This window comes from Caballeronia sp. J97, assembly GCF_905220305.1.
In the GTDB taxonomy this organism is placed as follows: domain Bacteria; phylum Pseudomonadota; class Gammaproteobacteria; order Burkholderiales; family Burkholderiaceae; genus Caballeronia.
Map to the genome: position 1 here is coordinate 60656 of NZ_CAJMZL010000009.1, position 22306 is coordinate 82961.

Here is a 22306-nt window from a genome sequence, read left to right on the forward strand (position 1 = left end):
TCAAACACCGGACTTGTGCGTGCACAGTCCGGGCTTATGGTTCAGCTTCTGCAAGTGTAATGGTTTTGACGGGCGCTCAAGTCGTGCAAATCCGCCATTTGCGCGCAAATGGGCTTATGTCGTGCGCTGACGCACGGCCCGCTACAGGAAATCTTCAGGAAGCGGCGGAATTGAGATCGCCCGCGCTGCCGGACCGCCAGACTATGGAGATCGCGCGGCGCAACAGGGACGGCGCGCGTTCGAAGTCGCCGGCTTGGGGCATTTGCGCATGATCGTTCGATGTTTCCGCGACGGCTTCGCCGATGGGCGAAACGCCGGTATTGCTTGCTTCAGGCTCGGAAACGGTAAGGCGCTTTTCGCGCGCATCGGCGCAACGCTGATTGAGCACGCGGCGCATGTCGGGGTCGTCGATCAGCGCCTGCGCGGTCGTCATGCCGCGCTCGAATTGCAGCGCATAGGCGATGTCGGTGAAATCTTCGTAGCGGCCGCTATCGGCCAGCTCGAACGCCAGCTCGAGGGTGCGCTGGCGTTTCCATGCAGCGAGATCGTCGTGGCCCGTGCTCACAAATGTCCTCTTCTTCGCGATGAGGTGCTGAAGATGTTAGCCCGCGCCAAACGTTTTTCCGTTGTCGCGTCACAACAAGCAGACGAAAAGCATTCGCGAAATCGAGCAAAAAGCGCTTGCCTAAAGCATCGGATTCGCGATAGCCCTCGCTTGACAAGCCCCGTGTAAGGTATTTAATTCACTCACCCGCTCGCCCCGGCCATGCGGCGGCGGCCGCCGACATCGCCTGTCTGCGCAGTGAAGCTGTCCCGACGTATTGGATGTTCGCTCCATGCGGAGCGCGATGTGCCTTTATCGGAGCCAGTCATGAACCCGCTTTCAGGAAGTCCGGCACGCGTTGCCGCTCTGGCGCTCTCGTGCGCGCTCGCCGCCTCCGTCGCCGCGTGCGGCGGCTCGGATTCCAGCGATACGTCCGTCCCCGACGCCATTACCCAGATCATGAAGAAGCCCATGTATCAGGGCTCGACGTGGGCGTTGCGCGTCGTCGATCTGAATTCGGGCGATCTGATCTACGACATGAATTCGAATGCGCAGGTCTATGTCGCATCGGTGCGCAAGGTGTTTTCGCTCGGCGCAACGCTCGATCAATACGGCGCGCAGCATCAGTTCCAGACGCCGGTCTATCGCATGGGCACGGTGGACGCGGGCGGCACGCTCAACGGCAATCTCGTGCTCGTCGCGAGCGGCGATCTCTCGATGGGCGGCCGCACGAATGCCGACGGCACGCTCGCCTGGACCAACTTCGACCACAACGAGGCGAACAGTCTCGGCAATGCGCAGCTCACCGCGCCCGATCCGCTCGCGGGCTACGATTCGCTCGCGGCGCAAGTGGCGGCATCCGGCATCAAGAAGATCAACGGCGAAGTCGTGATCGACGACCGTCTCTTCGATCCTTTCGACTTCCGCGGCGAATTCACCTTGCGGTCGATCTTCGTGAACGACGATGTCGTCGACACGATCATCGCGCAAGGCAGCACAGGCTCCGCGACGCCGGTGGATTACCGCCCGAAGTCGGCGGCGTTCACCGTGCAGTCCAGTCTGATGACGGCCGCGGCGGGCACGGCGGCGAACATCACGGTGACGCCCGCGGACCCGACCTGCTTCGGCACGCTGCCGTGCATCGGCGCGCTGGGCGGATCGATTCCGGCCGATTACGTGCCGCCGATCGTGCCCAGCTTCCCGGTGATCCGCACGTTTCGCATCACGCAGCCGCAGAACTATGCGCGCACCGTGCTCATCGAGGCGCTCGCGCGCGCGGGCGTGACCGTCACGGCATCGGCGGTCGAGAGCAATCCGGTCCAACTGCTGCCCGCGAAAAACGCCTACTCCGCCGACACGCGCGTCGCGCAGCTCACGTCGCAGACGCTCAGCGAATATTCGAAGTGGATCCTGAAGGTCAGCTACAACATCGGCGCGGACACGAGCCTCATGCTCTTCGGCGTCGCGAACAACGGATCGACCACGCTCGACGCGGCGCTCGCCGCCGAGAACGCGAAGCTCTCGAGCGCGCCCTTCAACGTGCCGATGGGCCAGACGCATTTCATCGACGGCAGCGGCGGCGGCGAAACGACGGCGACGCCGGTCGCGGTCATCGCGATGTTGCGCGCGATGAACGGACGCCCCGCGTTCCCCGCATATCTGGATTCGATGCCCTTCCTCGGCGTCGACGGCTCCCTCGCGAGCACGACCGCCTTCGAAAGCGACCCGACGCTCGCGGGCGCGAAAGGCAAGGTCTACGCGAAAACGGGCACGTACGCGACCGGCACCGAGCTGGCGAACGGCCAAGTGCAGACGACGCTCAAGGGACAGGCGCTCGCGGGCTATATCGACGCGAAGAGCGGGCGCAGGCTCGCGTTCGCGCTGATCGTCAACAACGTGCCGATCACCGACGTGCCCGACATCCTCAACGTCTTCAACGACGAGGGCACGATCGCGGCGAACATCTGGAAGCTGCAGTAAGCCGCTGTCGTCGATTCACCATGCGCCGGCGAACGCCAGCACCGCGCGATTGAACGCGCCGGGACTGGCGACGTTCATGCCGTGCGATGCCCGCGCGATCGTCTGACGCTCGGCGAAGCCGATCCACTCTTCGAGCTTCTCGACGTTGTTGCGGAACATGCGCGGGCTTTTCTCGCCATCGATCAGCAGCGTGCGGCACTTGATGTCGCGCGCCGCTTCGTGCGTGTACGCGGGCAAAGGATCGCGGAACTGCTTGGGCAGCGTGAGCGCGTTGTCGAGCGCCATGCGCCGGAAGCTCTCCGTGCTCTTTTTCCAGAAGCCCGGCATGCTCACCGAATCGACGAACATTTCGAGGCCGCGATCGAATTCGCCCTGCTCGATCAGTTCGGCCACGCGCGCGCGCAGCGCGTTGGTCGCCGGGGGCAGCGTGGCGTGCACGGCCTGCGACGTGGTTTGCAGCGGGCCGCCCGGATCGGCGAGCGTGAGCGTCTTCACGAGCCGCGGATACTCGCGCGCCAGATGAAACGCGACGCAGCCGCCGCGCGAATGCCCGACCAGATGCACCGGCGCGAGATCGAGCGATGCGATGAACTCGGCCATCTCGGCCACGTGCGCTTCCCAGCCGAACTCGCCCTGCACGAAGGCATCGACGGCGGGCCAGTAATGCGAGAGGCTCGGCGCGATCACCCGGAAGTGCTTCGCGAGCGGGAGAATCTGCGCGTCCCAGTAGCGGTAATCGCACAGCGAGCCATGCACGAGAACGAGCGGCTCGCCCTCGCCGCACTCGATATACGGCACGGAAATGCCCGAGGCCGTCGTCGCGAACGACGGTTCCGGCAGGCCCTGCACAGCGGTGAGAACGGAGAGATCGGTTCGCGCGTTCATGAGTAAGCTCCTTGGATGCGACTATGCGCCGCGCCGAAGCAAAAGAAAAACGCATAATTTTGATAGAATCGTTCAGATTTTCTGATAGCAAACGGTCGTTCACCATGAAAGCGCTGGATCTGGACGTTCTCTCGATGATCATCGCCGTCGCGGACACCGGCAACATCAGCCGCGCGGCGGAGCTCGTGCATCGCTCGCAATCGGCGGTCAGCATGCAGATCAAGACGCTGGAAACCGCGCTCGGCAAGGCGCTGTTCGTGCGCAAGCCGCGCAGCGTCGTGCCGACGCAGGACGGCGAGGTGCTGCTCACCTACGCGCGCCGCATGATCGCGCTGCGTGACGAGGCGTGGGCGGCGGTCGTGCGGCCCGACGTGACCGGGCGCGTGGTGATCGGCGTGCCGGACGATTACGCGTCGTCGCTTTTCCCGCCGATCCTCAAGAAGTTCTCGGCGACGTATCCGAAGGTCGAGATTCAGGTGGTCGGCCTGCCGAGTCTCGCGCTCGCGCCGATGGTGAAGGACGGCACGGTCGATCTCGTGTGCGCGACGCGCGTGAAGGGGCTGTCAGGCGAATTCCTGCGCCACGAGCCGATGGTCTGGGCGGCCGCGCCCGGCGACACCGAAATCTGGAAGGAGCGGCCCTTGCCGATCGCCGTGTTCCTGCCGGGCAGCGTGGCGCGCGAGAACGCGATCCGCAGCCTGGAGCGCGCGCGCATCGGCTATCGCACGTCGTATGAGAGCCCGAGCCTGCTCGGACTTTTGACGATGGCCGAAGCCGGCCTCGCCGTGACGCCGCTCGCGAAGTGCGCGGTGCCGTCGCATTTCACGCTGCTCGGTCCGGCACAAGGCCTGCCCGATATCGGCACGCTCGAAGTCGTGCTGGCGCGCAGCGCGGCATCGAAACGGCCGCCATGCGACTTTCTGGCCGAACGCATCATGGCCGAGTTGCGGCGCTGATGCCGGCTTCGATCGCCCGCATGCGGCGTGCGGTCCACGCGCGCAGCAGGCCGTTCGATGCGACCATCGGCAACGATGCCGCCATGATGCGATACACGTCGTTGCGGCGGACCTTCGAGATGTTGTGCGGATCGAGCCACGCGTCGTTGCGTGCGAGCAGCACGAGCGTATCCAGCCCGATCATGATCGGCCACAGACAGGCGAGACGCAGACGGATCGCGCTTGGCGGAATCGCGAGCGTGTAATCGACCGCGTCCTGGAACAGCCCGAGCGAGGTGCGCAGCAATTCGCACAGCACGGGCCGCGCGCGCGCCGACGTTTCGGGCCGCAGCAGATCCCTCGGCGTGAGGCCATCACGCGCGAGCAGCGTGTCGGGCAGATAGCATCGGCCGATGCGCAGATCCTTCGCGCAGTCGCGCAGCACGTTCGTCATTTGCAGCGCCTTGCCGAAGCGCACGCCGAGCGCGAGCATCGTATCCGGCGCGGCCTTCAGCGTGCCGGGCATGTGCGCGTAGGTCATCTTCGTCCAGAATTCGCCGACGCAGCCCGCGACGAGATACGTGTAGCGATCCAGCTCGCTGAACGCCCGCAACGCGACGATCTCGCCCGATGTCTCGTCGGGAAACGTGCGCAGATCGAACTCCATGCCGGTGCTGAGCGTCGTGACGATGTCGCGGACGGCGGCCTGATCCTGCGCGCCCAATTGCGGCAGGATGGCGAGCGCCGCACCCAGCGATTCGAGCAACGAGCGTTCGTCCGGCTGCGCCTGCTGACCCGCGACCTCGCCCGCGATGCGCGCGAGCGCGCCGTCATCGGGCGCGCCATTGACTTGCGCGCGCAGCGCAAGCAGCAGGTCGAGACGACGCTGCGGCGAGATCAGCGACGTATCGGCGATCGTATCGGCGGCGCGCGCGAGCAGATACGCGAGCCCGATGGGATCGCGCATGCCCGTCGGCAAAATGCGCAGCGTGAGATAAAACGACCGCGACACGCTCTTGAGAAGCGGACCCAACAGAAAGGCCCGGGGCGAATTGTTCATGACTTGGATCGGATAGCTTCGGCCGGAAGCGCGATGATCGCGCGCCGCCGCATTGTATCCGTCCGCGTCAGATTACATTCGACAACGGCTCCGCCCGCGCCTTGTCCGCGCCGATCAAGTCCGGCATGAGCGCCCGGACTTCCGCGCGCAGGTATTCCTCGAAGTCCTCGCGCACTTCCGGATGCTGCAGCGCGAACTGCACCGTCGCCTTGAGATAGCCCAGCTTGCTGCCGCAGTCGAAACGCGTGCCGTAATAGCGATAGGCGAGCACCTGTTCGACCGCGAGCAGCGAGCCGATCGCATCGGTCAACTGGATCTCGCCGCCGACGTTCGCCCTTGTATTGCGCAAGTGCTCGAAGATGCTCGGCATCAGCACATAGCGCCCGACGACGCCGAGATTCGAGGGCGCGAGCGCGGGCTGCGGCTTCTCGACGATGCCCGACATCTTGATGACATCCTCCTCCCACTCGCGCCCTTCGATCACGCCATACGATGCGCTCGCCTCACGCGCGATGCGCTCCACGCCGATCACCGAGCTGTGGTAATGATCGAATACTTCGACGAGTTGCTTCATCACCGGTTGCTCGCCGTGCAGCAGGTCGTCGGCGAGAATCACGGCGAACGGCTCGCCATTCACGAGACGTTCCGCGCACAGCACCGCGTGACCGAGCCCGAGCGCTTCGGGCTGACGCACATAAAAGCAATCGACGTTCGCCGGCTTGATGCTGCGCACGGCATCGAGCAGCGCTGCCTTGTTGCGCGCTTCGAGTTCCGCTTCGAGCTCGTACGATTTGTCGAAGTGATCTTCGATCGCGCGCTTGCCGCGGCCCGTGACGAAGATCATCTCCGTCATGCCCGCCGCGATGGCCTCCTCCACCGCATATTGAATGAGCGGCTTGTCGACCACCGGCAGCATTTCCTTCGGGCTCGCCTTGGTCGCCGGTAAAAAGCGTGTGCCGAGACCCGCGACTGGAAACACCGCCTTGGTCACCTTGAGCATGACTGCTTCCTCCAGATCGAAACTGGTAATTGAAATGTCCCCGCAAACCGGTCTTATCGCTTATCGTTATTCCGCCTCTTCCATCTGAGGCGCGGCCATGCGATTCGAACCGCGCCTGCGCAACGGGCTCAACGGGTCGTTGCGCAAGGCATCGCGATATGCCGAGGCGGCCACGAGAACCAGCAGCACGGCCACGCCGGCGATTGCATGCATATCCATGATCGATCTCCATTCGGCGTTTGGATGGGAATCAAACGTATCAGAAAAAAATCGATAAATAATCGGCGATAAGGAAGCGAATTTTTTAGTTAGGCGCATGAAAATGCGTGCTCTAAGATGGCCTCATCCTTTCTTGCGGGCCTGAGCCTCCGATGAGCGATTCTTCCGTTTTCGCGGCATCCGCCGCGCGTGAATCCAGTGCCGTTTCCGATGACAAAGATGTCGCGATCAACGCCTGGCGAGGCATCGCCGCGTTGCTCGTTGCGTACTTTCATTGCCGTCAGGTGACGTGGATCGGCATGCAGCAGTTTCATCGCATGTCGCCTGCAATCGACGCGAATACCGTCATCAGCTATCTGACGTTTCCTGTCGCGTGGGGATCGGCGGGCGTGCCGATATTCTTCATCATCAGCGGCTATTGCATTCACCGTGCGATGGCGCGCAAGCTCGTCGCCGATCCTTGCGCGCCGCTCGATAGCCTGAATTTTCTGTTGCGTCGATTTGCGCGCATCTATCCGGTGCTTCTGGCGGCCTTGCTGTTGACCCTCGCGCTCGACTCGTGGAGCGAGACATTCGTACCCGTCAGCCGCAAGATCAACCCGTTCGATCTGCACGCGTTCATCGTCAATCTGCTTTCACTTCAGGGCGTTGCCGGAAAGACGTTCGGCTCCAATGGCGCGCTCTGGACGCTTTCCATCGAAGTGCAGTTCTATCTCGTGTATCCGCTCTTGATCGCGTTGCGGCGGCGTATCGGAATGCGTGGCGTACTGATCTTCGTGGCGCTCGCGAACATCGCGTCCGCACTGATTTTCGAGCGGCATCAGATCGTCGTGTTCACGTCATACTGGTTCGCCTGGACGTTGGGCGCATGGATCGCCGAAGCGAAAGTGCTCGGCGTTCGCGCGCCCGCGCGCATGGGTCTCGTCGCGGCGGCGGTCGCGCTCGCCGGATGCGCCGCGTTCAGCCTCGCGCAATATGCCGCATTCCAGCTTTGGGCGATCGCGTTCGCGATCTATCTCTTCGCGGCACTCGACAAGCCCATGCACACCAACTTCGCCGTGCGCGGCGTGTCATGGATCGGCGAATTCAGCTTCTCGCTCTATGTCGTGCATCTGCCGATCTTCGTGCTGCTCGGCTCGTTCTTCTTTCGCTCCGTGTTGCAGACGGATATCTGGGTTTCCTTCGCCTTTACCGCGTTCGCCGTCGCGGCCGCCTTCGCTTTCTACTGGCTGGTCGAACGGCCGGCAATGAACTGGTCCACGTCGCTCAAGCGCTCGCGACGCTGAGCGCCCGAGTGTTCATTTGCGTCGGCGTGCCTTCTTCGCCACATCGTTGAGGATCTTCTCCACGCTCTGCACATACTGCTGTGTCCCGAAGCGGCTCGTCGCGTTGACATAGCCCTGCTCGACGAGCCGCTCACGCAGCGGCGCGTTGCTCTTCAGACGCTCCAGAATGCGCGCGAGTTCGGCGGCATCGCCCGGCGCGCAGAGCAATCCGTTCTCGCCGTCGTCGACGATATCCATCACGCCGCCCGCGCGTGTCGCGACGACGGGCCGCCTGGACAGCATGCCTTCGATGATCACGCGGCCGAACGGCTCCGGCATGATCGACGTATGGGTGACGATATCGACGGCCTTCATGCAAGCAGCGATATCGTCCTGAAAGCCGAGGAAATGCACGCGATCCGCAAGCCCGTGCTCCAGCACGCATGCGCGCAACTCGGCTTCGTATTCGTGCTCGCCGAAAAGCGCCGCGCCGACGAATACCGCGTGCATGTCCGGGCACTCGCGCAGCGCTTCGAGCAGCACATGTTGTCCCTTCCAACGCGCGAGCCGGCTGAAGCATCCGACGAGAAACGCGTCCTGGGGCAAGCCGAAGCGCGCGCGCAATTCATGCTGCCCGGCCGATTCCAGCTTCATGAACGGCTCCGCCGAAATGCCGTTGAACACCACATCGAGCCGTTCTTCGCGCAAGCGCGTGAGCGCGGTCACCGCCGCCGCCGATGCCGTCGAATTGGCGATCACATGTTCCAGCATCAGCTTCGTGCACCACTTGATGATCGCAAGCTGCGCGCGGCCGAAATGATCTTCGCTGACGATATCGCGCAAATGCCATACGACGGGCCTGCGCGAAATGAGACCCGCGATGGCGCCGATCACCATCGCGCGTTGCGTGTTCACGTAGATGACATCGGCATCGCGCGATTTTTGCAGCGTGCCGCGCAAGAGCCTCAGCGCGCCGCGTATCATGCCCGCGCCGGGCCGCGCCTTGCCGTCCTTGCGCAGATCGCCGAGCGACTTGCCGTCGAGCACATCGACCTTTACGCCGACCGCTTCGAGCGCGATGCGAAACGGGCCATCGTCGAAGAGCACGGTCTGCACGTCGCCGCGCATGTTCTTCACCACTTCGAGCATCGACAGTTCCGCGCCGCCGAGCGCGCCGCTCTGATCGACCGCCAGCACGCGCAGATCGTCTCGCGATTCGTCGTGGATGATCGCAGGCGCTTGTTCCTCGTTCGACGATGCCGGCAACACGAACTGCGGCGCGATGCGCGCGACATGTTCCAGCAGTTCCTCCCGAAAGCGCACGTTGGAGAAGCGCTCGGCGTTGCTGCGGCAATCGAACGGATCGAATGCGAACGCGCCGCTTTCGAATGCATCGACCGCTTCGATGATCGCTTCGGGCGTTTGCGTCGGAAAGAACATGCCAGTCGGTTGCGGACTCGATACGTCGCGCACCGTTTCCAGCGCGCCGCCCTTTCCGAACGCGATCACGGGCGTGCCGCACGCCTGCGCTTCGACCACCGATATGCCGAAGTCTTCCTCCGCCGCGAACACGAACGCCTTCGCCCGCCGCATTCTGTCATGCAGCACGGAAAATGGCTGATAACCCATGATCTCGACATTCGGCGTCGCGCGCGCGCCGATCTTCTCCATATCCGGACCATCGCCAATGACGACGAGCTTGCGCTCGGGCATGCGCGCGAATGCGTCGACGATCAGATCGATCTTCTTGTACGGCACCATGCGCGACGCGGTCAGATAAAAATCTTCCTTCACCGCGCACAGCGCAAACGATGCAACATCGACCGGCGGACAGATCACCTTCGAGGAACGCCGATAGACCTTGTGAATGCGCCGCGAAATGAACTCCGAATTGGCGATGAAATGATTCACCGAATTCGACGTGCGGATATCCCAGTTGCGCATGTAGTGCAGAATCAGCCGCGCGAAGAGCGACTTCATGCCCGCCGTGAGATTCGATTGCTGAAGATATTGATGCTGCAGGTCCCATGCATAGCGTATCGGCGAATGCACGTAGCTCACGTGAATCTGATCCGGACCGGTGAGCACGCCTTTCGCGACCGCATGGCTGCTGGAGATCACGAGATCGTAGCCGGACAGATCGAGTTGCTCGATCGCGAGCGGCATCAACGGCAGATACGCGCGATAGCGCTTCTTCGCGAATGGCAGCTTCTGAATGAACGATGTCGTTGCGCGCTTGCCATGCAGGAACGAGCGATCTTCCAGGAAATCGACGACGCTGAAGATATCCGCATCCGGAAAGCACGCGATGATTTGCTCCAGCACGCGCTCCGCGCCCGCATAGGTGACGAGCCAATCATGCACGATCGCAACGCGCGGCACACCGCCATGTATCGTGATATCGCGCTCGCGGTTCGATTCGGGCACGCTCGCCGGCGCATCGTCGTGCAGGAAGTGACGGGTTTTGGGGCGTCCGATGAACGCGTCTTCGAATTCCATTTTCATGCGTCACTCCGCGTCTTCAGAGGTGAATGGATGCGTCCGATGAGCTTGCGCATCAAGGCCGAAGCCAGCGCGCGCAAGGCGGGCCGCGTCGACACGGACCATGCCGCGTTGCCGAGCGCGAGCAAGAGCGCCGCACCGAATGCCTGGATCGGATGATTCATGCCGTCGATCGCGTAGCCGAGTGCGAGACCCGCGATCAGAAACGTGAGATGCGCGAGCATGTCGAGCGCGATCGGCCGCGCGCGCACACGAGACATCCACAGCAGCACCGCATAGTCGACGAGCGCGCGCAGCGCGACCACGCCCGCCGCGCCCACGAGCCCGAAGCGCTCGATGCCGACCCACAGCAACGCGACGAAGAACGGCAACTGGAAAAGCCCCGCACGCGCCGCCGTCGCCGGATCGATCTGCGACTGGATCAAAATGCGCGTGACGCTAGCCTGTCCGACGAGCCACACCGCGATCACGAGAATGCGCCCGACGGGCGCGCTCGCAACCGCAAGGTCCGACCCGATCCACACATGCAGGAACGGTTCGAGCACGAGCATCGCGAAGAGCGCGAGCGGCGTGAAGACGCCGTTCAGAAATTCGAGCGAAGTCGCGGCCATGCCGTTCGCATCGCTGCGATCGATAGCGGAGAGACGTGGAAACAGCGTGCGCACCATCGCGTTGGGCAGCATGTTCAAGCGCGTCACGAGGTTCTGCGGCACCGTGTAATACGTGACGAAGCGTGCGCCGAGATGCGCGCCGAGCAGCACGCGATCGAGCGAATCGGTGAGCATCGTCGTGATCGATGAGACGAGCATCCATCCGCCGAAGCGAAACAGCCCGCCCGCTACGTCGCGCTTCGGCCAGTCGATGCGGCGAACGCCGAGCAGCCTGAAGCTCGCTCGCGCGAGCAGCAGCGCCGCGATCAGACGCGCGATGACCGCGGCCGCGATGACCGTTTGCAGATTCGGCGCGATGAGCCATGCCGCGCCCAGCGGCAGCAATTGAAAGAGAAACGTGCCGAAGGTCTGATTCGCGTTGTAGACGCCGAAGCGCTCCATTGCGTTGATCGCCCCGGCGAAGACCCATGAGACGTTCGCGACGGGAATCGCGAGCGCGAGCCACGGCAACGCGCGATAGACCTCACGCTGCAACGCGGGCGCGGAGTCCGCCACATAGGCCGTGTAGAGAATTGCGCCGAAGTAAATGGCAAGTCCACCGATCACGCCGGTCGCGAAGTTGAGCCACACGGCGCTCCAGAACACGCGTATGCGCTGATCGGCGTCGCCCGCCGCGTGTGCTTTCGCGATCCGGTGCTGCGCGGCCATGCTCATGCCGAGATCGAGAATGCTGAAATAGCCGATAAGCGTCCACACGAGACTGATCACGCCGTAACGCTCCACACCCACGAGCCGGATATACGCGGGCACCGTCGCGAGCGATACGAACGTCGGCAGGATCAAACCGGTGAAGTTGATCGCCACGTTCCTGACCATGCTCTTTTCCATCGTCGTTCCTCGCGCGTTCAGCGCTGCGGTGTCCATCGGTACATCATCACCTTGCCGCGCGCATCTTCTTCGACGAACACGAGGTATTCGCCATTGCCGCGCCGATGCGCGCTCACGCCGTTGGGCACGTCCACCCATCCCGACGCGCGGCCCACTTCCGGCCCCGGCCGGATCACACCGACTTCCTTGCCGGAGTCCTTGTCGTACACGTGCACGTCGCCGACGGGTTCGACCGCGAACACGTATTGCCCTTCGACCGTCACGCCGATCACCGTGGAAAGCGGCCTGGCTTGCGTGTCCCACGGAAGCGCGATCGAATAGCGCGCGCGCGGATCGTTCGACCAATGGTCGTAGCGCACCAGTCGACGCCCGACCTCTTTCCAGTAGCGCCGGTCGAAAGGCTCGTCCGGCGTATAGCCCGTCACGTACATCGTGTCCGATGCCGCGTCGTAGATCGCGCGACGCAACTCGGCGAAGGGCGCGGGCATCGCATAGGTCTGCATGTTCGAGAAGTCGTAGACAGGATTGCCCTGCTTGTCGAGGCCGCCGTAGCGCAGGCGATAAATGCCCTTGGCGTCGCTCGTGCGCCAGATGTCGCCCGTCGAATCGACCCACCATCCCCAGCCGCCCGTGATACGCGCCGTGCCCGGATTGCGCCGAAACTCCTTTGCATCGAACCGGCCGTCGCCGTCGAGATCGCGCCAGATCCATTCGCCGCCTTCGGGCCGGTTCGGGACGTTCTGCACCGGACGCGGCCGCCCCGCGATGAAGCCCGATGGAATCGCCAGCTCGCCGTCGCGCTTTTCGTCGAAGCGATAGATCTTCAGGTGATCGGCGTACATGTCCGTCAGATACAGAAACGTGCGGCCTTCGAGCCTGCGCGCGATAGGCAGACCCGGCCATTGATCGACGTGAAAGACCGGGTCGTCCGGATACCTGAAGCGGCCCGACAGAAAGCCCGCATATGTCCATTCCTGTCCCGAAGGCTTCGAAAAATCCAGTTCGAAACGCTTGTTGCCGGTGTAGACGCTATCGGGTCTGCCCGGATCGATCCAGGCGCCATCGACGAAAAGCAGCCCTTGCATTTGCCAGCGCAGCGCGCCGCCGGGTGCATAACTTTCGAGCGTCGCGCCGAGGCCCGCGCCGATCGGTCCGTCACGCACGCCGATGCCGTTGGTCGATACATACACGTTGCCCGCCGCGTCGACGCCGACGCCCGTCAATCCGTTGAAGCGCCCGGGTCCGGGCTTGCCCGCGATGCCGGCGAAGATGCCGCCGCGCTCGCCCAATGCGCCCGACTCGCGATAGGCGCTGCCTTGCTTCGTGAAGAAGAGCACTTGTTGTCGCGGTCCGTTATCCGCGACCAGCAAGCGCCCCTGCCGGTCCAGCGCGATATCGGCGGCGATGCTGTCCGCCTGCAAACGCGGTGCATCGCTCAAGGGCTCTCCAAACGCGCTGAAATGCGCGATGCGCGGATGATCGCCGATGCTATCGACGATCGCCCACAACGAGCCATCCGGCGCGAGCGCGATGCGCCCCGGCCGCGGCGCGCTCCATTGCGCCTTCTTCTCCATCGATCGCGCGTCGTAGCGCTCGATGCGATCCTGCGCGGTGTTGGCGACATATAACGATGCATCGTTCGCGGCCAGTCCGCCGATATCCTGCTTCTCGTCGCCGGCCGTGTCGTTGACGGTTAGAAAGCTGCGCGCGAACGTGGCGCGCGGGTCCTTGTCGCTTGCGAGCACTTTGCTCGCAATGCCGCCGTCGAACGGCATCGGCTGCTTCACATCGCCGATATCACGCCGCGATACCCCGATCCAGTGCCGTCCCGAAGGCGGCCAGATGCCTTCCTTGACGAGCCGCCCTTTCTCGTTGCCCACACCGACCGCGACGAACACATAACGCGAATTCACCGCGACCGCGTTGCCGCCGGATGCGCCCCAGCCATGCGTGCCGCCCGCGAAGCCGAGCATCTTGCCGTCGCGATAGACGCTCGCTTCCGCGCCGCTTTCGTCCCACGGCGAGTTCGTGAACACGCGCCCATCGGGTGCGACGGCGATCGCGGTGATGTTGATCTGCGTCCAGGCGCCATCGCCGAAGCCGGAGGTATTGCCGATCCACGACGACTTCGCATCGAGCACGCGCGCCGGCGTCGCTCGCGCATTCGCCGCGACCAGCGATAGCGCGATGCATAAGCCCGTGCAAGCCGATCTCAAAGACACGATGCGCCGCAAGTATTCCTCCGAAGCCACGTTCCGACGCTATCGAGGTTAGGGGCCAAATAAAGCTAAAAAAACGGAAATTAATGACGGCGTTTCGAGGCGCGTTCCCGCTAAAAACGAGCGTCGTCTGAACATCGCTCGCGCGGATATTTTTCCGTTTTCTTTTCCCTAGAATCGGCTCACGACATCACGGACGAGGTACAGGACATGGCCACGCAGCTCAAAGCGATCATCACAGGCGTATCGGGGCAGGACGGCGCATATCTCGCCAAGCTGCTGCTCGACAAAGGTTATGAAGTGATCGGCACTTATCGGCGCACGAGTTCGGTGAACTTCTGGCGCATCGAAGAACTGGGCATCGATCGTCATCCGAAACTCAGGCTCGTCGAGCACGATCTGACCGATCTCGGCTCCAATCTTCGCCTGCTCGAAACCGCCGAAGCGGGCGAGCTGTATAACCTCGCGGCGCAAAGTTTCGTCGGCGTATCGTTCGATCAGCCTTCGACGACGGCGGGCGTCACCGGTCTGGGCGCGCTCAATCTTCTGGAAGCGATTCGCGTGATCGATCCGACGATCCGCTATTACCAGGCATCGACGTCTGAAATGTTCGGCAAGGTGCAGGCGATTCCGCAAAGCGAGGAAACGCCGTTTTATCCGCGCAGTCCTTATGGCGTCGCCAAGCTCTTCGCGCACTGGACGACGATCAACTACCGCGAGTCGTACAACATCTTCGGATGCAGCGGCATTCTGTTCAATCACGAATCGCCGTTGCGCGGACGCGAGTTCGTCACGCGCAAGATCACCGACACCGTCGCGAAGATCCGCCTCGGCAAGGAAGAACTGCTCGAGCTCGGCAATCTCGATGCGAAGCGTGACTGGGGCTTTGCGGCGGAATATGTCGAAGGCATGTGGCGCATGTTGCAGGCGAGCGAACCGGACACCTACGTGCTCGCGACGAACCGCACCGAGACCGTGCGCGATTTCGTGCGCATGGCGTTCAGTGCGGCGGGCTATCAGCTCGAATGGGCCGGCAAGGGCGAGCGCGAACGCGGCATCGACGTGGCGACGGGGCGCACGCTGGTGCGCGTGAACCCGAAGTTCTATCGGCCGGCGGAGGTCGACCTGCTGATCGGCAGTGCGCAGAAAGCGCGCGAGAAACTCGGCTGGACGCCGACGACCACGCTCGAAGCGCTTTGCCAGATGATGGTCGAAGCCGATCTGAAGCGCAACGAACTGCAGCCGACGTTCTAAGCCCATGGCACGACGCGCACTCATCACCGGCCTTTCGGGCTTCACGGGCCGTCACATGGCGGCGGAACTGACCAACGCGGGCTATGACGTGTGGGGCACGACGACCCCTTCTCCCGACGACGATGTCGCCAACGCCGTCGGCGTTCCGGTCGATCTGCTCGACGCCGATGCGCTCAAATCGTTCGTGACCGATGCGCGTCCGGAGGTCGTCGTGCATCTCGCCGGCGCGGCGCATGTCACCGGCAACGCGCCGGGCAAGACGTATCTCGTGAATATCGTCGGGACGCGAAATCTTCTTTCGGCGCTCGCGGCGCTCGAAAAGAAGCCGCGCGCGGTGCTGCTCGCCAGCACCGCCAACGTATATGGCAATGCGTCGGTCGAGAGCATCGACGAGAGCGTGTCGATTCAGCCTGCGAACGACTATGCGGTGAGCAAGCTCGCGATGGAGCACGCATCGCGCTTATGGCTCGACCGCTTGCCGCTGATTTTCGTGCGGCCGTTCAACTACACCGGCGTCGGTCAAAGCGAGGAGTATGTCTTGCCGAAGATCGTCGGGCATCATGCGCGTCGCGAAGCGCGCATATCGCTCGGCAATCTCAACGTGAGCCGCGATTTCTCGGATGTTCGGGACGTCGTCGCTGTTTATGCCCGATTGCTCGAAGCAGCCCCGGCCGGCGAAACGTTCAACATCTGCTCCGGGCATAGCCATTCGCTCGGGCAGATGTTGCAGATGCTCGCGGAAATCGCGGGCTATGAGATCGATGTATTCGTCGATCCGAAGTTCATGCGGCGCAATGAGATCGCGCGGCTCGTCGGGTCGAATCGCAAGTTGCGGCAGGTTATCGGGACCGTGCCGTACACGCCGATCGTCGAGACGCTGGCGTGGATGTACGAGGACATGAGCGCTCGCGTCGCGGCCTGAAAAACTCACGGTGCGCTCCATCTGCGAACGCACCGTGACATCGACTCAATGCGCCGGCCCGGCCGCGATCGCCTCCTCATAGACCGCAGCCACGCGCCGCGCGATCACCGAACGATCGAAGTTATCCCATGCATAGCGCTTGCAGGCCGCCTCATCGGGCAACGCGAGCGTCCCGTCGAACGTGGCGATCAGACCATCGGCGATTGCATCGGCGCCGGTCGACTCCAGCACCAGATCTTTCGAAAGCCCTCGCACCGCCTCGGGCAATCCCCCCACGGGCGTCACCAGCACCGGCGTTCCGGACGCCAGCGATTCCACCGTGATCAGGCCGAAGCCTTCCAGCGCGACGGTCGGGACGATACTCACATCCGCCGCGCGATAGAGCGACGCAAGCTGCTCGTCCGGCACGAAGCCGAGCAGACGGACATGGCCGTCGAGTCCCGCCGCATCGATACGGGCCTGCAATTCATCGGCGAGACGCCCCTTGCCCGCGATGAGCAGCAACACATCCGGCACCTTCTGCCTGACCACCTCGATTGCATCGATGAGCGATTCCAGCCCCATGCGTCGCACGAGCCGGCGCACCGCGAGCACGATCGGCCTGCCCAGAGGCAATTGCAGCCGCCTGCGCGCATCGGAGCGCGTCATCTTCAAATCGAACTGCGCGACATCGACGCAGCCCGGCACGACGCGAATGCGCTCTTGCGGCACGCCGTAGCGCGCGTTCAGAATCTGCCCGAATGCTTCCGACAGCACGATCAGGCGTGAAGAGCGCGCATAAACGCGCCGCTCGAGCATCAGCTTCGCGCGCTGCCCGAGCGAATCCGTTCCTTCGACATGACTCTCGTCCGCCCAGGGCCCCTGAAAATGCGATACCTGCGCGATGCCGCGCGTGACATCGAGTCCCGGAAACGTGTAGAGCGCGAAATGCGACGACACGACATCGGGCCGCTCGTCGCGCAAGGTGTCGCGCAAAGCGCTGCGCGCATTCATCAATCGACGCGGCAACGATTGCGCCGCGGGCCCGAAGCCGCGTATCGCGCCGCCGGTATCGAGCGCCACGCGCGGCGATCCCGCGACCACCCCGCGCACTTCGACGCCGGCCTCCGGCAGCGCGCCGACGAGCGTGTAATACATGCGATCGAGTCCGCCCGCCCGCTCGGGAAACCAATGCATTCCGATTTGCAGCGATTTGATGGATTGCGTGCTCATAAGCGTAGGCCCTGTTCGATGTTGATCATATAGACGGTCATGCCCGCGATTGCGCCGAGGCCGCGCTCAGCGGCGCGGGCGCGCTGTTGCGCCCGCGTCGCGCGAAATGGCGATAAAGATCGAGATAGCGCCGCGCCATGCGCGCCCAGTTGAAGCCCGCCGCGAGTTCGCGCGCCGCCTCGCCCATGCGCGCGCGCCGCTCGGGCGATGCGGCCAGTTCGCCGATCGCGTGGGCGAGCGCGTTCGCATCGTCGGGATCGTCGAGCACGATGCCGCAGTCGTCGCCGATGATTTCCGCCCCGCCCGCCGTGCGCGCGGTGATCACCGGCAAACCCGCCGCGAGCGCTTCGAGCAAGGAAAGACTCATCGCTTCATAGCGCGACGGGAAGACGAAGCTATCGACGGAATGCATCAGCGTCGGCATATCCTTCACGAGCCCGAGAAAATGCACGCGATCCGCGATGCCCAGTGCGCGCGCCTGATCCGGATAGGGACTGCCCGGCAGATAACCCGCCACGACGAGCTGAACGCGATCAGGAAGCGCCACGAGTGCATGCAGCACTGTCTGAAGATTCTTGCGCGGCGTGCGCAGGTCGCCGACGAAGAGCAAGAGGAATGCATCGTCCTTCAGATTGAACGCGGCGCGATCGACACGGGCCGAGCTGAAGGCTTTCGTATCGACGCCGTTGTACACGACTTCCACGCGATCCCTGTCGATGCCGCCTGCGCGAATCTCTTCCGCGACCTTCTCCGATACCGCCGCGACCACGCGCGAGCGCCGATAGGCCCATCCTTCGAGCCACGCATTCAGCCGGCTATAGATCACCTGATACGCGGACCATGCGCCACCGCTCAATCGAAACGGATAGTAAGGGCTTTTCATCCAGCCGCCGTGCACGAAATGCGCGGTGTTCACATCGGCCCGCGCCCAGGTGATGAAGCCGTTCACATGCAGCACGTCGTATTCGTCGCGATGCGCGCGCAGCCAAAGCGCGCTCTTGATCGCGAACACTTGTTGCTTGACGAGGCGCGTCGGCCATGCGCGGCCCGCGATAACGGGCACCCAGCGCAGGCGCGCGTGCTCCAGCAGTTCCGGCGCGACGTGCGATGCAACGAGCGTCACCTCGTGTCCCTCGGCGAGCGCCGCGCGCGCGATTTCGTAATTGACGCGCCCTTGTCCGTCGTTATGTCGCACGACGTGCGTGACGATCGCGATTCTCATTGGCTGGCCCTCGGGTGTGGAAGAAGAAAGCGTTGCGGCGATGCACGAGCTTCGCGTGATGACGTGCGGCGATGATCGAAAACAGTGACGTGAACAACAGCGATCCGCCCGTGCTCACGAATGTGTTCGCGAAGAGCAGAATGCCGATCATCGAAAAAGAAAGGCTCAGGGCGGCCTGGGCGAACTTGTCGTCGCGCAACGAGAAGGAGGCGCGCAGTGCGCGCACGAGCAATAGCGCGACGCCCGCCGTGTACAGCAATCCGCCGGGCCAGCCGAGCACGAAGGGCACGTTCATCACGCCGCTGTCGAAGCTGCCGTATTTGCCGAGATCGCCGTTCGCGCTCGCGAGCTTCGTCGATGTGCCGGTCGCGCCGAAGCCCTCGCCGGTCACATCGGTGAAGGCGGTCACCATGAAGGTCGTGTAGAACTCGTTGCGCGCGGCGTAGCTACTGTCGTCGCTCAGGTTGGTCATCGTCTGCAGGCGCGTGCCGAGGCGGTCGGCAATCGGGCCGACGGTCATCAGCGGCACCGACAGCGCGACCAGCACGATCGCGCCGAGCAGAATGCGCAGACGCACGCGATTGCTCGCCTTGATGAGCTGCAGCACCATCGAGATGATCCAGCCGCCCCAGGCCGAGCGCACGAGCGACAGCCCGAACGACACGAATCCGAGGCCGCCCGCGATCCATCGCATGCGCTGCGTGCCGGCCATCACGAACGTGAGCGCGGCCATCGCGACGAGCGCGAACGGGCCCGATGAATTCATCGTGCTGAATACGCGCACGCCGAGCGGCACCGGCTCGCCTTGCGAGGCCATCTGCGAGCCGATCATCCACATCGAGTCCCATGGCGGCATGACGAAGAACTGCACGATGCCGTAAGCGCCCATCACGAGCAGGCCGTGGATGAAGGTATCGAGCAGCACCTTGCGATACTTCGGATACTCGTGCGCGTTCACCATGATGTGAAAGCCGATCAGCACCGGATAGAGCCAGTTCGCGAGATCGTAGGTCGCGGCCATCGGTCCGCTCGACGCGACGCCGATCAGGTACGCATACGCGATGCCGAGCAGCATCAGCAGCATCGGCAGTCCGCGCCGCTGCCCGAGCACGCGAAACTGGCGCAGCAAGGTGATGCCGCAGATCATCGTGACGACGAGCGGCGCGATCTGGATCAGGCTCGTCGGCGTGAACGCGCCTTTGCCCCAATCGGCGAGACGCCGCACTTCCGGGCTCAGGAACCAGATCCACCACATGAAGCCGACATAGCGCGCCGGGCTTCTGAAATAAAGCCACAGCGCGGCGAGCGTCGACATCAACGGGAATGCGAGCGTCAGCACCGTGCCCTGGCGCGCGAGCACGAGCAGCGCGGTCAAGCCCCACACGAGAGCCTGCGCCGTCCACTCCGGCGGACCCTTGCGCGTTGCGCGCATCGTGCCGATACGTTGAGCCAGATCGCGCGGCGCACGCGGAAGGGACGATACGTTCATCGCGTCAACTCGTGCGAGGCGAACACCGCCTGAGCCGCCGATGTCGCTTCCTTCGCGCGTTGCGCGTGCTCCAGCGCATCGCGTGTCAGCCGCGCATGTTGAAGCGCGAACTCGCGCGTCGTGTAGTCGCGCGCCTTGAAATGACGCAGCGCCGCCTGCGCCCGCGCGAGCGCGAGCGATGGATTCGCACGCAACTCATCGAGCGTGCGTCTCAGCGCGGCCGGATCGTGCGCGGGCACATACGACACGTGCCCCGTGCCGAAGTAATCGCGCAATCCGCCCACATCGGTGACGATCACGGGCTTGCCGAGCGCCACCGATTCGAGCAGCACGGTCAGTCCCGATGCATGCGTGTTCGCGCGCAAAGGCACGACCATCACGTCGGCCCAGTCATAGAGTTCGCGCGCCGCGTTCAGTCCGATCGCCGGCGCGACATCCACGTTCGGCGCACGCAACGAAGCGGACACACGCCGGCGCGTCGCGATGCGCACTTCATAGCGCTCATCGTTGCGAAACGCGGTGGCGAGGGTCGTCCAGTCGCGATCGCGATCATTGCCGATCGCCCCGATGCGCAGCGGCGCGTGCGGATTCCACGCCTGCGGTTCGTTGAGCGCGAAGTCCCGCGTGTTGAGGCCGTAGAAAACCTGCGTCGCATCGCGGCCGAAATACTCGCGCACGAGCGCGGCATTCACGCTCGAATGCGTTGTGAGGATATCGGCCCGCGCGATCAGCTTGCGATACAGCCAGCGCCGCAGCGCGCCGTATTCGCTCCATTTGTCGAGCAGCCAGATCGACTGCGCGAGCAACAGCGGCTGACCGTCGCGCTTGCCTTTGAACAGAAGCAGCAGCGCCGCCGCCAGATACTCCTGCTCCGTATGCGTCCACACGGCGTCGCAAGACAGAATCGCATCGCGATTGCGCCACGTGTGAATGAAGTCGAAGCCGGCGACCGCTTTCAATGCGCGCCGCATGAAGCGCGCGGGCTTGCTTTCGGCGCTATCGCGCGAATAGGACAGCGCGAACTCCGGCGACTCCGCATGATGATAGCCATACAGACAGCCGATGCCATCGCCCTTGCGATAATGCCGCGGGTCGGCGCCATGAAAGAGATGCACGTGGACATGCGTCGTCATAGCGTCCTCGCGGCGGGAATCGTCGGTGTCGAAGGATCGCTCGTGCGCCGCGCCTGCAACGCGCCCTTGCGCACCGCGCGCCAGCGATCCCATGCGCGCTGCCAGCCGCCGCGCACCGCGATCAGCGTGTGAAGCACGCCCGGATACACGCGCGTGCCGATCAGTGCATACCAGAGCCACGCGATCTCGCGATCGAACGGCTCCAGCGCTTCGTTGAGAATCAGATGGAAGTTATAGGCGGCATCGGTCAATGCGCCGGGCGTTTGCGCGTCGCGCCGGTCGTCGTCGAAACGTTCGGCGGGAAAGTGATCCACCGCGACGAGCGGATCGTAGAGCACGCGCCAGCCCGCGCGCCGCACGCTCATGCTGAACGCCATGTCGTTGTGGACTTGCGCGCCCGCGCCCCGCAAGCGCGTGTCGAAGCGCAATGTCGATATGGCCGCCCGCCGATAGCTCATGTTCGCGCCTTTGAGCATCCGCACGTCGCGCGCGGGACCGACACCGAGATGATGATTGCCGACCACGCGCCCGCTGCGCCGAACCACCCCGACTTCGAGACGCGACCCGTCCAGCACGCGACCCTTCTCGTGGACCCAGTCGCGCCCGCCGATCGCGCCGAGCCGCTCGTCTTCGTCGAATGCGCGCGCAATGCGTTCGATCCAGTCGGGGTGCGGCGCGGCATCGTCATCCGTGATCGCGATAATGTCGCCCTCTGCCGCATCGAGTCCGCGATTGAGCGCCACCACCTGGCCGCCCGCGCCGGTATCGATCACGCGCAACGCGAACCGGTTCGCGCTCTTCAATTCGATGGCCAGCCGGCGCGCGGTCGCGTCGTCCTCGGGGCGCGCGATCACCAGTACTTCGTCGGGCATGCGCGTCTGCGCGCGCAGCGCGGCGAGGCAGCGTTTCAGGTCCGCGGGCCGACGGTAAGTCGGCACCACTACGGAGAGTGTCATCGTCATCGCT

General features: G+C 63.8%; 18 protein-coding genes. 5 read left to right on the plus strand and 13 right to left on the minus strand.

Annotated features, from left to right (window positions below):
* Nucleotides 1-154: 154 nt before the first annotated feature.
* Nucleotides 155-565: a hypothetical protein gene (locus U4Y90_RS14400; protein WP_321795339.1), complete on the minus strand. Its 411-nt coding sequence runs from the start codon at nt 563-565 to the stop codon at nt 155-157.
* A gap of 306 nt (nt 566-871) precedes the next feature.
* Between U4Y90_RS14400 and U4Y90_RS14405 the strand changes: the two genes are divergently transcribed.
* Entirely contained in the window at nt 872-2524 is a 1653-nt protein-coding gene (locus tag U4Y90_RS14405) for a D-alanyl-D-alanine carboxypeptidase/D-alanyl-D-alanine-endopeptidase (RefSeq protein ID WP_321795341.1), read from the plus strand.
* Between the two features lie 15 nt (nt 2525-2539).
* Here the strand turns inward: U4Y90_RS14405 and U4Y90_RS14410 are convergent, their stop codons facing one another.
* Nucleotides 2540-3409: an alpha/beta hydrolase gene (locus U4Y90_RS14410; protein WP_321795343.1), complete on the minus strand. Its 870-nt coding sequence runs from the start codon at nt 3407-3409 to the stop codon at nt 2540-2542.
* Between the two features lie 104 nt (nt 3410-3513).
* Here U4Y90_RS14410 and U4Y90_RS14415 point away from each other — a divergent pair, with 104 nt between their 5' ends.
* Nucleotides 3514-4365, plus strand: coding sequence for a LysR substrate-binding domain-containing protein (locus U4Y90_RS14415; RefSeq protein WP_321795345.1), 852 nt, complete (start codon nt 3514-3516; stop codon nt 4363-4365).
* Here U4Y90_RS14415 and U4Y90_RS14420 read toward each other — a convergent pair.
* From U4Y90_RS14420 to U4Y90_RS14430, 3 genes are all read right to left on the minus strand, one after another.
* A complete protein-coding gene (locus tag U4Y90_RS14420; RefSeq protein WP_321795347.1) occupies nt 4343-5404 on the minus strand; it encodes a phytoene/squalene synthase family protein in 1062 nt (353 codons plus the stop codon). The genes U4Y90_RS14415 and U4Y90_RS14420 overlap by 23 nt on opposite strands.
* A gap of 67 nt (nt 5405-5471) precedes the next feature.
* Nucleotides 5472-6404, minus strand: a complete 933-nt coding sequence (gene galU / locus U4Y90_RS14425) for a UTP--glucose-1-phosphate uridylyltransferase GalU (RefSeq protein ID WP_321795349.1) — start codon at nt 6402-6404, stop codon at nt 5472-5474.
* 66 nt (nt 6405-6470) lie between these two features.
* Nucleotides 6471-6623 carry a hypothetical protein gene (locus tag U4Y90_RS14430; RefSeq protein ID WP_321795350.1) on the minus strand — a complete coding sequence of 51 codons (153 nt, stop codon included), beginning with the start codon at nt 6621-6623 and terminating at the stop codon, nt 6471-6473.
* A 152-nt stretch (nt 6624-6775) separates the two neighbouring features.
* Between U4Y90_RS14430 and U4Y90_RS14435 the strand changes: the two genes are divergently transcribed.
* Nucleotides 6776-7909: an acyltransferase gene (locus tag U4Y90_RS14435; protein WP_321795351.1), complete on the plus strand. Its 1134-nt coding sequence runs from the start codon at nt 6776-6778 to the stop codon at nt 7907-7909.
* Between the two features lie 12 nt (nt 7910-7921).
* Here the strand turns inward: U4Y90_RS14435 and U4Y90_RS14440 are convergent, their stop codons facing one another.
* Genes U4Y90_RS14440 through U4Y90_RS14450 form a run of 3 tightly spaced genes read right to left on the minus strand, consistent with a single transcriptional unit; the run spans nt 7922 to nt 14078 of the window.
* Nucleotides 7922-10393 carry a glycosyltransferase family 4 protein gene (locus tag U4Y90_RS14440; protein WP_321795353.1) on the minus strand — a complete coding sequence of 824 codons (2472 nt, stop codon included), beginning with the start codon at nt 10391-10393 and terminating at the stop codon, nt 7922-7924.
* Nucleotides 10390-11889, minus strand: coding sequence for an oligosaccharide flippase family protein (locus U4Y90_RS14445; protein WP_321795534.1), 1500 nt, complete (start codon nt 11887-11889; stop codon nt 10390-10392). The genes U4Y90_RS14440 and U4Y90_RS14445 overlap by 4 nt, the downstream gene beginning before the upstream one ends.
* A 17-nt stretch (nt 11890-11906) precedes the next feature.
* Entirely contained in the window at nt 11907-14078 is a 2172-nt protein-coding gene (locus tag U4Y90_RS14450) for a hypothetical protein (RefSeq protein WP_321795536.1), read from the minus strand.
* 240 nt (nt 14079-14318) lie between these two features.
* Between U4Y90_RS14450 and gmd the strand changes: the two genes are divergently transcribed.
* Entirely contained in the window at nt 14319-15362 is a 1044-nt protein-coding gene (gene gmd / locus U4Y90_RS14455; protein ID WP_321795355.1) for a GDP-mannose 4,6-dehydratase, read from the plus strand.
* A gap of 4 nt (nt 15363-15366) precedes the next feature.
* On the plus strand, nt 15367-16284 hold the full coding sequence (locus U4Y90_RS14460; protein ID WP_321795357.1) for a GDP-mannose 4,6-dehydratase: 918 nt from the start codon (nt 15367-15369) through the stop codon (nt 16282-16284).
* Between the two features lie 45 nt (nt 16285-16329).
* On the opposite strand, the gene U4Y90_RS14465 is transcribed toward U4Y90_RS14460, so the two are convergent.
* Genes U4Y90_RS14465 through U4Y90_RS14485 form a run of 5 tightly spaced genes read right to left on the minus strand, consistent with a single transcriptional unit; the run spans nt 16330 to nt 22296 of the window.
* Complete coding sequence (locus tag U4Y90_RS14465) at nt 16330-17496, minus strand: glycosyltransferase family 4 protein (protein ID WP_321795359.1); 1167 nt, start codon at nt 17494-17496, stop codon at nt 16330-16332.
* Nucleotides 17497-17533: 37 nt separating this feature from the next.
* A complete protein-coding gene (locus U4Y90_RS14470; RefSeq protein WP_321795361.1) occupies nt 17534-18718 on the minus strand; it encodes a glycosyltransferase family 4 protein in 1185 nt (394 codons plus the stop codon).
* Nucleotides 18681-20207: a glucose-6-phosphate isomerase gene (locus tag U4Y90_RS14475; RefSeq protein ID WP_415749347.1), complete on the minus strand. Its 1527-nt coding sequence runs from the start codon at nt 20205-20207 to the stop codon at nt 18681-18683. Before U4Y90_RS14475 ends, U4Y90_RS14470 begins: the two co-directional genes overlap by 38 nt.
* Nucleotides 20204-21340, minus strand: coding sequence for a glycosyltransferase (locus U4Y90_RS14480; protein ID WP_321795363.1), 1137 nt, complete (start codon nt 21338-21340; stop codon nt 20204-20206). The genes U4Y90_RS14475 and U4Y90_RS14480 overlap by 4 nt, the downstream gene beginning before the upstream one ends.
* The gene (locus U4Y90_RS14485) at nt 21337-22296 is read right to left on the minus strand and encodes a glycosyltransferase family A protein (RefSeq protein WP_321795540.1); all 960 of its coding nucleotides are present in this window, start codon (nt 22294-22296) and stop codon (nt 21337-21339) included. The genes U4Y90_RS14480 and U4Y90_RS14485 overlap by 4 nt, the downstream gene beginning before the upstream one ends.
* Nucleotides 22297-22306: the final 10 nt, after the last annotated feature.

Coding starts and splice junctions, on each gene's coding strand:
- U4Y90_RS14405 (WP_321795341.1), top strand. CDS start 872: ATGAACCCGCTTTCAGGAAGTCCGGCACGCGTTGCCGCTCTGGCGCTC.
- U4Y90_RS14410 (WP_321795343.1), bottom strand. CDS start 3,409: ATGAACGCGCGAACCGATCTCTCCGTTCTCACCGCTGTGCAGGGCCTG.
- U4Y90_RS14415 (WP_321795345.1), top strand. CDS start 3,514: ATGAAAGCGCTGGATCTGGACGTTCTCTCGATGATCATCGCCGTCGCG.
- U4Y90_RS14420 (WP_321795347.1), bottom strand. CDS start 5,404: ATGAACAATTCGCCCCGGGCCTTTCTGTTGGGTCCGCTTCTCAAGAGC.
- galU (WP_321795349.1), bottom strand. CDS start 6,404: ATGCTCAAGGTGACCAAGGCGGTGTTTCCAGTCGCGGGTCTCGGCACA.
- U4Y90_RS14430 (WP_321795350.1), bottom strand. CDS start 6,623: ATGGATATGCATGCAATCGCCGGCGTGGCCGTGCTGCTGGTTCTCGTG.
- U4Y90_RS14435 (WP_321795351.1), top strand. CDS start 6,776: ATGAGCGATTCTTCCGTTTTCGCGGCATCCGCCGCGCGTGAATCCAGT.
- U4Y90_RS14440 (WP_321795353.1), bottom strand. CDS start 10,393: ATGAAAATGGAATTCGAAGACGCGTTCATCGGACGCCCCAAAACCCGT.
- U4Y90_RS14445 (WP_321795534.1), bottom strand. CDS start 11,889: ATGGAAAAGAGCATGGTCAGGAACGTGGCGATCAACTTCACCGGTTTG.
- gmd (WP_321795355.1), top strand. CDS start 14,319: ATGGCCACGCAGCTCAAAGCGATCATCACAGGCGTATCGGGGCAGGAC.
- U4Y90_RS14460 (WP_321795357.1), top strand. CDS start 15,367: ATGGCACGACGCGCACTCATCACCGGCCTTTCGGGCTTCACGGGCCGT.
- U4Y90_RS14465 (WP_321795359.1), bottom strand. CDS start 17,496: ATGAGCACGCAATCCATCAAATCGCTGCAAATCGGAATGCATTGGTTT.
- U4Y90_RS14470 (WP_321795361.1), bottom strand. CDS start 18,718: ATGAGAATCGCGATCGTCACGCACGTCGTGCGACATAACGACGGACAA.
- U4Y90_RS14475 (WP_415749347.1), bottom strand. CDS start 20,207: ATGAACGTATCGTCCCTTCCGCGTGCGCCGCGCGATCTGGCTCAACGT.
- U4Y90_RS14480 (WP_321795363.1), bottom strand. CDS start 21,340: ATGACGACGCATGTCCACGTGCATCTCTTTCATGGCGCCGACCCGCGG.
- U4Y90_RS14485 (WP_321795540.1), bottom strand. CDS start 22,296: ATGACACTCTCCGTAGTGGTGCCGACTTACCGTCGGCCCGCGGACCTG.